Raw genomic sequence first — 11,703 nt, 5'->3', positions numbered from 1 at the left:
GCCACGCGGTGGAGGGCCGTGCGCAGCTGCTCGTCCGCCGAAGACGCAGGGTCGGAGGCGAGCAGCATGAGGTCGTGCTCGTCGATCCGGTGCAGGGCCGCACGGATCAGGCTCGTCTTGTCTTCGTAGTAGTAGTTCACCAGCCCCAGGGCGACGCCGGCCTCGCGCGCCACCGCGCGCATGTTCACCCCGGAGATGCCGTGGCGCGAGAGCAGGTCCAGTGCCGCCTCGAGAATGCGCGACTGCCTGTCAACCTGTTCGCCGGAGTTCACGGTGCCTGTATCCACCCGGCCAGCCTATGGCCAAACCCGCAGCGGACGCATCCGCCCGGCGGCACCGGACCGGTTCCGCCCGGGCAGTCCGGGGCGCTCCCCGCGAAATGGGGCACCGCCGTCGTGAGTTGCCGCTCGCCGGTGACGTGGTTGAACCGGGGCAGCCGAGGGAGACGTAACCGGGCGCGATGAAGTGCGCAGTGAAGTGGCGCTTGCCGCGCTCGCGGCAAGCGCCCGCCCGATTCGTGGCATCAACGGTTCTCTATCCGGTCCGGTCCCTCCCGGGATTCAACGGGGCGGAACTCTGGCGGGGGCGGGCCGGCTCGGCTAGAGTGTCGCCGCGGCCCGTCGCGACGGGCGTGACCGATGACGGGGGAAGGAACGAAGATGTTCACCATGCAGGTCGGTTATTCGGTGCGGGACTACGCCGCCTGGAAGGAATTGTTCGATAAGGATCCGGTAGGCCGCGCCGCCTCCGGCGCCCGGTCGTATCGGATATTCCGGGACTCGGACGATGAGAACTATGTGGTGGTCCATCTGGACTTCGACACCAGGGACGCTGCGGCTTCCTTCCTGGAGAAGCTGCGCAGCCAGGTGTTCAACAACCCTGATGCGATGGCGACCATCATTGACGGACCGCCTTCGGTCAGGATCCTGGAGGAGGCGGCCAGCGAGAGGCTCTCGGCAGGCTGAGTCACAGTCAAAGCCGGCTGTTATCGAATTCAGGGGCAGCTTAATCGGGGTGTACGGCTTAATCGGGGTGCACGGCGGTGAGGCAGAAAGGGTGTCAGTTATCCGCTGGCACGCTGGTCGCACCTGCCGAAAGAACCACTGTAAGGGGATTACCGTGAAGATAAGTTGGCCTACTGCCACCAAGGGGTGCGCATTCCAGCTGATGCCCAAGATCCCTGTCATATGCGCCGTTATCGGCTGAGCCAGGCGGTCCGGGTCCCGCTCGTATAAAGCCAGACCTTGACGTCGGGGAGCGGCCCGGCGCAGCGCGGGGTCGGGCTTCCACCATGCCGGGCTCTCGTACCAGTGCAGCGGCTCGGCACCGGCCGGCCGGATGCGTCCGTTTCGTCCGGAGGAGACCGGTCCGCGGCAGGATTGACGGTGGCGCCGATGGGGCTGAAACTGTTCTCATCTTTGCCGAATTTCCTTTCGGGCAGCCCAATAGACGGGCCTCCCGCCGGGAGCTGCGCCTGGCCCGTGTACAGGGGCGGCTGAAGGAGGCTGCTCCGGCACCGGACTGGATGGTCACCGGCAGACCTTCCCCGTCCATGGCCGACGAATACGGCCCCTTCCCCGTGGACCTGCCCGAGCTGAAGGACTTCCGTCCCAACTGGGTGCTGTCCCTGTTCCTGGGTGTGCTGGGCGTCGACCGGTTCCACCGCGGCTGCCTGCTCACGGGGGCACTGAAGCTGCTCACCCTCGGCGGCGCCGGGCTCTGGTGGGCTTGGGACCTGCTGGCGGTCGCCACCGGGTTTGCCGTCGACGGCGGCGGGCATCCGATGAAGGGAAGCCGCAGTCACCGGATCCTGGCCACGGCCGTCTCCCTGGCCGTGATCGCCGGGGCGGGTGCAGGCGCCGTGTCCTCGGTGGGACCCCACGCCCGGGAACTGGCTGCCGGGGCGGTCCGCCTGGCGGTCTCATCGGTGCTGCCGCCCAAGCCGGTTTGGGAACCGGTGGCAGAATTCGCGGACCGGGTCGGGACGGGGCCGACCCTGCCGTTCGCGGTTGAGGGCGACGCGCTGACCATCCGCTACACCCTTGGCGAGGCCGGGTTCATCTACCTGCTTCCCGCCGGGACGGCGGCCGTGCCCGACGGGACGGACCCGGTCATCTCCTCGCTGGAACCGGCCATCGGAGCGGTCACCGTGGAAGCCGGACTGGGCGATTACCTGCTCTACGTGCAGTCCCCGGGCAGCTGGACGGCCGAGATCGTCCAGCGCGTCATGCGCTAGGCGCGGAACTTTCGCAGAATCCGGCTGGGATTCCAATCAGACGGCAGGCCGCCGCGTACCCCAGGGCCTCGTTAGCCGGTACCGGGACGGGTTGATCCGCTCCGGCTCCGCCGCGACCGGCCGTCCGCGCCTCCTGCCCGGACCTTCCACCTGCCGGCCGGGCTTGTCGGCCTTCGTCTCCTTCGGCCAGGTGGCCCCTTCCGTTGCCGCGGACGACGGGCAGCCTTCCGGCTGAGGCAACAGTGGAACCTAAGCGTGCTGATGGTCACGGGGGCTGGGGTGGCTGGTCTGGCGTCCAGGGGGCCGGAGTATCTGCATGATCAGGGGGTATCGGTGAACAGTGGCGAATCGGACGGAGTCAGGGTTGCGGCGGCTGACCTCGAGTTTGCCCGGTTCGAACTGGACAACGTGAAGTATGAGCTCAGGGACCGGCTCCTGACCGCCCTGAAAACGGGTGTCTCCAGGGAAAAGCCGGCCGATGAGGCGGGCCTGACATTGCAGCAGCTGGAGGCCATTGTCCGGCTGCCGGGCTGAGGCCACCGCACCCGGCCGTACTAATGGCCGACAAGAGGAACCTGCGTTTGCCACGGTCCCTGCCGGCCGCTTGCGTCGCCGTCGGCTTCGGCGGATGCATCAGTTGAGCGGGCATGTTCAGAAGACCGGTGCCGGCAACAGGGGGTCACCGGTGAAGGCTGCCGGAACTGCCCGGGCGTCCTCTGGCCGTTGTCAGCCCTCACACTCAAGGCAGTACAGGAGCCCGTCCTTTTCCCGTGCCACCTGTGAGCGGTGGCGGATCAGGAAGCACGATGAGCAGGTGAATTCGTCCTGCCGCGGCGGGACGATCTGGATAACGAGCTCCTCGCCGGACAGATCGGCCCCTGGCAGTTCGATCGCCTCGGCCACGTCCGCATCCTCGGCATCGACCAGCTCATCCTGCGATCTTCCCGGGTGCGAGGCACCCAGAACGTCCAGCGGCTCCGCAGCCTCATCCTCGTCCCTGCTGCGGGGCGCGTCGTAGTCGGTAGCCATCTGGTGGATCCTTTCTGTTGCGCCGTACCTTAACGCGCGCCGCCGAGGAATATTCCCTGGCCGGGCCACGGCTGTTCACCGCCTGGCCGACCTGCTCCGCCGGCTGCCAGGCACATAGCGTTACCCGGGGATGGCGGGAGCGGGGCGTCGGCGCGGGGCCCATGAAGCCATCCGGCAGGAAAGAGCAGGACATGTCAACAGGTACGGTCAAGTGGTTCAACTCTGAAAAGGGCTTCGGCTTCATCGCCCGCGATGACGGGGGTCAGGACTTCTTCGTCCACTCCTCGGCCATCACCGGCGGCTACCGCTCCCTTGAGGACGGACAGAAGGTCGAGTTCGACATCGCCGAGGGCCCGAAGGGCCTGCAGGCGTCGAACATCCGCCCCCTCTGACCGCGCACGGCTGAGGGCCGCCGGGCAGGGCCCTGCAGGGCAGCAAACCTTTGGCAAACCTTGCGTCGACATGGCACCGGAAGGGTCATACGATTCATCTCAGGTGACGGAGGTGATGCCGAAGCCTTCGCAGGGAGGATCCGGGCAGGCATGTGGGGGTGCGGCCAGGGATCAGCGACCTGTTATGCAGGAGCCGGGGCGGGATTGGGGGATGCCGTACCCGGCTCCTGCATTTTTGCCACCGGCGAGGGGGCCGCGACGCCGCCACGCGCGTGGGAACATGGGCACCCGGTTCCTGAACTGCTGGCGGCTGACCCAAGGCACCGGCCTCTTCGGCTTCACCGTGAAGCTGCGCACCGTCCCGGACCCGGTTCGGGATCTCCCCGGGCGGTCCTCGGCCGGGGAAGGTAATCGCGGCCCAGAAGGGCGGCCGGCAGCTGCTCATGTTGCCGGCCCCCATCGATGCGGTCAGCTGCATCTTAGGTGCCTGTCATATGCGCTGTTTTCGGCACTCTTGGTGCATCCTGCGGCGGCGCCAGGAAGGTGTTGGGTGCCGCCGCGGATTGCTTTCCTTTAAGTCGGTTGCGCGGGTCAGCCGCCGATGCCGGTGGCGGCGACCATGACGGGCACGATGCTGATGATGAGGATGGCGCCCAGGATGTCGAAGACCAGTCCGGTGCGGATCATTCTGGTGATCGGGACGGTGCCCGAGCCGTAGACGATGGCGTTTTGCGGGGTTGATACGGGGAGCATGAATCCGAAGGACGCGGCGAAGGTCGCGGCCAGTGCGGGGACGAACGGGTCGATGTCCATGGCCATGCAGAGCGGGATGACGATGGGCACGACGACGGCCGCCGAGGCCGTGTTGCTGGTGGTCTCGGAGATGAGAATGGCGAGGATGGCCGAGAACGCGGTGATGGCCACGATGTTGGTGACGCCGAGGCTTTCGGATGCGGCGGTGCCGATCGTCTCGGCGAGTCCGGTGGCCGCGAGGAGCGAGCCGAAGATGATGCCGGTGCCGAAGAGGATGATCGTGCCCCAGTCGATCCGGGCGGCATCGGACCAGGTGAGGGTGGCCCGGCGTTCTTTCCAGTTCGTGGGCAGGATGAACAGCAGTGATGCTCCGAGCACTGCCACGATGCCCTCGTCCAGCCGGTCGTCCAGGAAGATGTAGAGCTCGGAGCCGGTGCCGGCGGCCAGGCTGGCGACGGCGGGCAGCAGCCAGAGGGCGACGGTGAACCCGAAGGCGATCAGGGTGTTTACCTCGGCCCGGGTCATCCTGCCGTGCGCGGCCTTCTGCTCGCGGATGAATTCCTCCACGCCTTCGATGCGCCGGATTTCGGGCTTGTTCAGCAGGAACATGATCAGGGCCAGCACCAGGAACATGGCCAGGCAGAGTGGAGCGGCGGTGGCCGTCCACTGGGCGAAGGAGATGCGTTCTCCGGTGGCTTCTTCAATCAGTCCGCGGCCGATGAGATTCGGCGGGGATCCCACGGGTGTGAGCAGGCCGCCGACACTGGCCCCGTAGGCGAGCATGAGCATCAGCGCCGCGCCGACGCGCAGCCGCAGCGGGTCGAAGTCGGCCTTGACAACCCCGCGATCCTGCATGACCTGGGCGATGACAGCCAGGATGCCCAGCGCCGTGGGCATCAGCATGGCCACGGTGGCGGTGTTCGATACGAAGGCGGACAACAGGCAGGTGATCACGCCGAACGCGATGATGACGCGGTAGGTGGACTTGGCCACGCCGGGCACGGAGAGCACGGCGAAGGCCAGCCGCTGGGCGATGCCGTGCTTGAGCATGGCCTGGGCCAGGATGAACGCGCCGATGAAAGTGAAGATCGTTGTCGACCCGAACGGGGCCAGAACCTCGCCGGCAGGGGCCACGCCGAGGATCACCACGGCCGCCACTCCGATCAGGCCTCCGACCGGGATGGGCACCGGTTCGCAGATCCAGAGAATGATCACGCCGAGAAGGACCGCGGCCAGGAGCTGCTGCGTCGGGTCCATGGGCGTGGGCAGGAGCGCGAAGGCAATCGCCACGGCGGGGGCGAGGAAGAAACCCAGCGTTTGCCGTGCGCGTTCGAACTTCTCCTCCCTGGGGGAGAGCGTCTGTTCACTCAGGCTCCGAAACGTTTTCCCGCCTAGCAGGGCGGCGCGGACGTCCGTTCGGCGGGGCGAATCAGTGTTGGTCATGGATGCAGAGGGATTGCGGGACATATCCGTCCTTTGGTCGGTGAATGATCCTTACCATCCCGCAGTGATGCAGGTCACGTCCAAGACGTGTTCCCTACCGGCTGGATAGGAAAAACCAATGAAGTGATTCCGGGATACGGCAGCTGGCTATGATACGACTGGCAGGCCGTGCTGCGGCGGAAAGGCAGGGAGTGCCATGGATATCCGGCAGCTGAAGTATTTTCTGGCGGTGGTGGACCATCAGGGGTTCAGCCGTGCCGCGGAAAAGCTGCTCATTGCCCAGCCGTCCCTGTCGCAGACGATCAAAACCCTTGAGCAGGAAGTGGGCGTCCCGCTGTTCCACCGGGTGGGCCGGCGGGCGGTGCTCAGCGAGGCGGGCAGGGAGCTGGTGGGACCGGCCCGGATCGTGGTGCGCGACCTGGAGGCGGCGAAATCGGCACTGGATGCGCTGAAGGGGGTGCGCAGCGGCAGGCTTGAGATGACGGCGATGCCTTCGCCCGGGATTGAGCCGCTGACCTCGATGATCGCTACCTTCACGCGCCTGCATCCGTCGGTCACCGTCAGCGTCGACGCGGCCTTCACGCCCGACGACGTCGTGGCCTCGGTGCGCAGCGGCAATACGGAGATCGGCCTCCTGGGTTCGGACAGGCCCATCAGGGTGCCCGATGTCGATGTGATGCAGCTCGAGCGACAGCCCCTGGTGCTGATCATCAGTCCGCAGGCGGATGTCTTCGATCAGCGGGACAGCATCGCGCGCGAGGACCTGGGCGGGCACCGGGTGATTGTCTCCCAGCGGGGATCGCTGATGAGGTGGCTGGTCGACGACATGCTGGCCGGCGGCGTCAACGTGGAGATCGCGGTCGAGGTGGCGCACCGCACCTCCGTCCTGCCCTTGGTGCTGGCCGGCGTCGGGCATGCGCTGATGCCGTCGTCCTGGGCGCCGTTGGCGCGGAAATCGGGGCTGCGGGTCGCGCGGATCGAGCCCGTGTCGGAACTGCATGTGGCCGTCCTGAGCCGGCAGTCCGACCTGACGCCGTCGGCGCGCGCGTTCCTCGGTGTGGCCGCGGAGTATGCCGCCTCCCGCAGCGAATAGATAGGTTCTTCCTATCCGGGGTATGCAAATCTGGTCTTGGACGCAATAGGAACCGGGGTCTTCTAATTGAACCTGACACCGCAAATGTGATGCGGGGCACGTTCAATCAGGAGAGAAACACATGAGCCAGACCCAGGTTTTCAAGATCGCCTCGATCCCCGCCGACGGGGTCGGCAAGGAAGTCGTCGCGGCAGGCCGGAAGGTGCTCGATACCCTGGCCGGGCAGTCCAACGGAAAGTTTTCCTTTGACTGGACCGAGTTCCCCTGGGGCTGTGAGTACTACGCCAAGCACGGCGTCATGATGGACCCCGATGGGCTTGAGACCCTGAAGGGCTTTGACGCGATCTACTTCGGCGCCGTCGGCTGGGAAAACGTCCCGGACCACATCAGCCTGTGGGGCCTGCGGCTGAACATTACCCAGAATTTCGATCAGTGGGCCAACATCCGCCCCGTGAAGTTCCTGCCTGGCGTCCGGTCGCCGCTGCGCAAGGCCGACGACACCGAACTGGACTGGGTGGTCGTCCGGGAGAACAGCGAAGGCGAGTACGCCGGTCTGGGCGGACGCAACCTCAGCGGCCGCGGCCCGGGCAACGAGGTCGCCCTGCAGACCGCGTTGTTCACCGAAAAGGGCTGCGAACGCATCATGCGTTTCGCCTTCGACCTGGCCCGGACCCGTACGGTCAAGAAGGTCTCCTCCGTCACCAAGTCCAACGCCCAGCAGTACGGCATGGTGCTCTGGGACGAAGTGTTCAACCGGGTCGCGCTGGATTACCCGGACGTGCAGACCGAAAGCGTGCTGGTGGACGCGATGAGCGCCAAGTTCATCCTGCGCCCCGAGGACCTGTCGGTGGTGGTGGCCTCGAACCTGAACGCCGACATCCTCTCCGACCTCGGCTCAGCCCTGGCCGGCAGCCTGGGCCTGGCCGCCAGCGCCAACCTGAACCCCGAGCGCCGGTTCCCGAGTATGTTCGAACCCGTCCACGGCTCCGCCCCCGACATCGCCGGCAAGGGCATCAGCAACCCGATCGGCGCCATCGCCAGCGCCGCGCTGATGCTGGACCACTTCGGCCTGCACGAAGAGGCCCGCCGGGTCGAAGCCGCGATCGAAGCGGCCACCGCATCCGGCCGGCTCACCCGTGACATCGGCGGCGAAGCCAACACCGATGAGGTCACCGAGGCGATTGTGGCGGCGCTGAGCGAATCCCTCGCAGCGGTCTGACCAGTTGGCCTGAACCCCCTTTTGCCCCGTCCGGCCGGCGACGGCCGCTGGCCGGACGGGGCAATGCTCCGCGAAGAGCCGGTTGCTTCCGGACCCCCCTTTTGTGCTTCCAAGTCCCCGGCTCCGGGAAAAGAGACACGCGGAGCATGACTTTTCCAACAATGAGGTAGGAATCATGGACCACACCATCGACAGCGGCAGCCGCCTGCCGGCCCCGCCCAGGCGCTGGTACAGGCAGCTGTATTTCTGGGTGCTGACGGCGATCGTCATCGGCATCCTGGTCGGCTGGCTGGCCCCGGAAACCGGGGAAGCGATGCAGCCGATCGGCACAACGTTCGTCGAGGCGATGAAAATGCTCATCGGCCCCATCGTCTTTTTGACCATCGTCGGCGGCATCGCCAGCGTGGCGGACCTGAAGAAGGTCGGAGTGACCGGCCTGAAGGCGCTGACCTATTTCCAGATCGGCACCATCTGCGCCATGGTCATGGGCCTGGTCGCGATCAATGTCTTCCGGCTCGGCGACGGCGTCAATGCCGACGCGAGCAAGATCGAAACCACCGGCACCGCGGCGGAGCTGATCGAAAAAGGCGAGAGCCAGCAGTGGTGGGAGTTTTTGACCCACATCGTTCCCGGCAGCATGGCCGAACCCTTCGTCGAAGGCGACATCCTGCAGATCATCTTCATGGCCGTCATCTTCGGCATCGCCCTGAACGCGGTCGGTAAGGTCGGGGCGCCCGTCCTGGACGTGGTCCAGCGGCTGACCAAGATCATCTTCAAGGTCCTGAACTTCATCATGAAGGCCGCCCCGCTGGGCGCGTTCGGCGCGATGGCTTTCGCCGTCGGCAAGTACGGGGTGGAAACCCTCTCCAGCCTGGGCTGGCTGATCCTTCTCTTCTACGGCACGTCCATCGTCTTCGTCATCGTTGTCCTGGGCGGGGTCATGGCGTTCCTGAGGCTGAACATCTTCAAGATGTTCAAGCACTTCAAGGAAGAACTCCTGCTGATCCTGGGTACCTCCACCGCCGAACCTGCCCTGCCCGGACTGATGCGCAAGCTCGAGCATGCCGGGGTGAAGAAGGAAACCGTCGGTCTGGTGGTCCCCACCGGCTACAGCTTCAACCTCGACGGGGCCGCCATCTACCTCTCTCTGGCGGCGGTCTACATCGCCCAGGCCACCAACACCGAACTGACCGTCGGCCAGCAGCTGGGCATGCTCGCCGTCATGCTTCTGACCTCCAAGGGCGCCGCAGGCGTCGCCGGCGGCGGATTCATCGCCCTGACCGCAACCTTGAGCACGCTCGGCACCATTCCGGCCGCCGGCATCATGCTCATCTTCGGCATCGACAAGTTCATGTCCGAATGCCGCGCGCTGGTGAACTTCTGCGGCAACGCCGTCGCTACCCTCTTCATCGCCTGGTGGGACAAATCCCTGGACATCGAACGCGTCCGCCGGGTCTTCAACGGCGAGGACGTTCCGCCCCTGGAGGCAACCGCCCCGGCCGTCCACGCCCCCGAACCCACGGATGGAACACCCGCCCCGGCTGTCGGGGAGGAAGGCATGCCTGCCTGCCGCGACGAGGTGCCGGTGGAGGCCGGGGCACGATGAGGCCGATCAGGATTCTTCTGGCCCCGGATAAGTTCAAGGGTTCGCTCAGCGCCTCCGAGGTCGCGCACTGGCTCGAAGCCGGCCTCACCGCCGGTTCCACCCGGGGCAGGATCAGCTGCAGGTCCCTGCCGCTGGCGGACGGCGGGGACGGCAGCGTCCAGGCCGCCCTCGATGCGGGCTTCACGCCGATCCCGGTGCCGGTGACCGGCCCCGCCGGTGCCCCCGCAACCACCACCGTGGCGTCCAACGGCTCCGTCGCCGTCGTCGAGGTGGCCACCACCTCGGGGCTGCAGATGCTGCCGCCCGGGCGGCCGGCGCCGCTGGCCAGCAGCAGCGCCGGCTTCGGCCAGGCCCTCCGCGCGGCCCTCGGGCACGGCCCGGAGCAAATCGTCCTGGCGCTCGGCGGAAGCGCCACGACCGACGGCGGTGCCGGCATGCTCAGTGCCCTGGGGGTAGAGTTCCTCGACGCGGCCGGAGAGCCGTTCGTGCCCTCCGGGGGAACCTTGGCCGACATTGCCCGGATCGATCCGGCCGGCCTTATCCCGCTCCACGGTGTGGACCTTGTCGCCGCCAACGACGTCCGGAACCCGCTGCTCGGCCCCGGGGGAGCGGCCGCGGTCTACGGGCCGCAAAAGGGAGCAAGCCCCGACGACGTGCGGCGGCTCGAGGTTGGGCTGGCAAACCTGATGCGGCGTCTGGACGAGGCCGGCTGGCCCGGCACAGCCTGCGCGGACGTACCCGGATCCGGCAGCGCCGGCGGGCTCGGTTACGCGGCCATGCTGCTCGGCGCGCGGATGGTTTCCGGCGCCGACTTCTTCCTGGACCTGCTCGGCTTCGAGCAGGCCGTGGAAAACTGCGACCTGGTCATCACCGGAGAAGGAAAAATGGACGGCCAGACCCTCTCCGGCAAACTGCCCCTCGTGGTCGCACGCCGCGCCGCCCCGGTGCCCGTCATCGCCGTCGTCGGGCACAACGCGCTCACGACCGACCGGCTTCCCGAGCACCGCATCCAAAGAATCCATGCCCTGAGCAGCATGACCGAGCAGGATAGCGCCGCCGACCCCGCGCTCTCGGCCGCGCTGCTGGCGGAAACCGGGCGGCACATCGCCGCCACCCTGACCTCCGGCAAGGACACCATCCATTCATGAGACGCGCAAAAATTGTCGCCACCTTCGGCCCCGCCACCGGCACCTACGCCCAAACCCTCGCCGTTCTGGACGCCGGCGCCGACGTTGCCCGGCTGAACATGAGCCATGGCGACCACGGCGTGCACGAACAGACCTACCGCAACATCCGCAAGGCCGCGGCGGAGCTGGGCCGGCCGGTGGGGGTCTTCGCGGACCTGCAGGGGCCGAAGATCCGGCTGGGCCGGTTCGCGGACGGCCCGCACGAGCTGGCGGCCGGGGACCGGTTCACCATCACCGTCGAGGACATCGAAGGTACCGCCGGGATCTGCTCGACCACCTACCAGGGCCTGCCCGGGGACGTGGCGCCCGGGGACACCCTGCTGATCGATGACGGCAAGGTGGCCCTGCGCGCGGTGGCGGTCACGGACACGGAGGTGGTCACCGAGGTGACCGTGGCCGGCACCGTCTCCGATAACAAGGGGATCAACCTGCCCGGGGTGGCGGTGAACGTGCCGGCCCTGAGCGAAAAGGACGAGGCCGACCTGCGCTGGGCGCTGAAGGCGGGCGTGGACCTGGTCGCCCTGTCCTTTGTCCGCTCGGCGGCCGACATCAGGCGGGTGCACGAGATCATGGACGAGGCCGGGCGGCGGATCCCGGTGATTGCCAAGATCGAAAAGCCGCAGGCGGTGGCGGCCCTGGAGGAGATTGTGGACGCGTTCGATGCGGTCATGGTCGCCCGCGGGGACCTGGGCGTGGAACTGCCGCTGGAGCAGGTCCCGCTGGTGCAAAAGCGCGCCATCGAGCT

General features: G+C 67.0%; 12 protein-coding genes. 9 read left to right on the top strand and 3 right to left on the bottom strand.

The features are described from left to right. Positions 1-287 (bottom strand): TetR/AcrR family transcriptional regulator (locus HGG74_RS22140; RefSeq protein WP_168487219.1); only part of this gene is annotated, 287 nt, incomplete at its 3' end. Between the two features lie 372 nt (positions 288-659). Here HGG74_RS22140 and HGG74_RS13360 point away from each other — a divergent pair. The 3 genes from HGG74_RS13360 (at position 660) to HGG74_RS13350 (ending at position 2,770) form a co-directional block, all read left to right on the top strand. Further along, positions 660-965, top strand: a complete 306-nt coding sequence (locus tag HGG74_RS13360) for an NIPSNAP family protein (RefSeq protein ID WP_168487087.1) — start codon at positions 660-662, stop codon at positions 963-965. Between the two features lie 587 nt (positions 966-1,552). After that, entirely contained in the window at positions 1,553-2,236 is a 684-nt protein-coding gene (locus HGG74_RS13355) for a TM2 domain-containing protein (protein ID WP_168487085.1), read from the top strand. A 255-nt stretch (positions 2,237-2,491) separates the two neighbouring features. Beyond that, positions 2,492-2,770 (top strand): hypothetical protein, encoded by a 279-nt coding sequence (locus HGG74_RS13350; protein WP_168487083.1) that lies wholly within the window; start codon positions 2,492-2,494, stop codon positions 2,768-2,770. Between the two features lie 192 nt (positions 2,771-2,962). On the opposite strand, the gene HGG74_RS13345 is transcribed toward HGG74_RS13350, so the two are convergent. Beyond that, positions 2,963-3,265, bottom strand: coding sequence for a DUF4193 domain-containing protein (locus HGG74_RS13345; RefSeq protein WP_168487082.1), 303 nt, complete (start codon positions 3,263-3,265; stop codon positions 2,963-2,965). 191 nt (positions 3,266-3,456) lie between these two features. On the opposite strand from HGG74_RS13345, the gene HGG74_RS13340 reads away from it, so the two are divergent. Then, a complete protein-coding gene (locus HGG74_RS13340; protein ID WP_168487080.1) occupies positions 3,457-3,657 on the top strand; it encodes a cold-shock protein in 201 nt (66 codons plus the stop codon). 591 nt (positions 3,658-4,248) lie between these two features. Here HGG74_RS13340 and HGG74_RS13335 read toward each other — a convergent pair. Further along, on the bottom strand, positions 4,249-5,853 hold the full coding sequence (locus HGG74_RS13335) for an SLC13 family permease (protein ID WP_168487078.1): 1,605 nt from the start codon (positions 5,851-5,853) through the stop codon (positions 4,249-4,251). Between the two features lie 196 nt (positions 5,854-6,049). On the opposite strand from HGG74_RS13335, the gene HGG74_RS13330 reads away from it, so the two are divergent. From HGG74_RS13330 to pyk, 5 genes are all read left to right on the top strand, one after another. After that, positions 6,050-6,946, top strand: coding sequence for a LysR family transcriptional regulator (locus HGG74_RS13330; RefSeq protein WP_168487076.1), 897 nt, complete (start codon positions 6,050-6,052; stop codon positions 6,944-6,946). A gap of 121 nt (positions 6,947-7,067) precedes the next feature. Further along, complete coding sequence (locus tag HGG74_RS13325) at positions 7,068-8,165, top strand: tartrate dehydrogenase (RefSeq protein WP_168487074.1); 1,098 nt, start codon at positions 7,068-7,070, stop codon at positions 8,163-8,165. A 175-nt stretch (positions 8,166-8,340) separates the two neighbouring features. After that, entirely contained in the window at positions 8,341-9,771 is a 1,431-nt protein-coding gene (gene dctA, locus HGG74_RS13320; protein WP_246262891.1) for a C4-dicarboxylate transporter DctA, read from the top strand. Beyond that, on the top strand, positions 9,768-10,919 hold the full coding sequence (locus HGG74_RS13315; protein ID WP_205761887.1) for a glycerate kinase: 1,152 nt from the start codon (positions 9,768-9,770) through the stop codon (positions 10,917-10,919). Before dctA ends, HGG74_RS13315 begins: the two co-directional genes overlap by 4 nt. Further along, on the top strand, positions 10,916-11,703 hold a 788-nt coding region (gene pyk, locus HGG74_RS13310), incomplete at its 3' end, for a pyruvate kinase (RefSeq protein WP_168487072.1). The genes HGG74_RS13315 and pyk, both read left to right, overlap by 4 nt.

Source organism: Arthrobacter mobilis, from assembly GCF_012395835.1.
Taxonomy (GTDB): Bacteria; Actinomycetota; Actinomycetes; order Actinomycetales; family Micrococcaceae; genus Crystallibacter; species Crystallibacter mobilis.
This window is presented reverse-complemented; position numbering and strand designations above follow the sequence as displayed.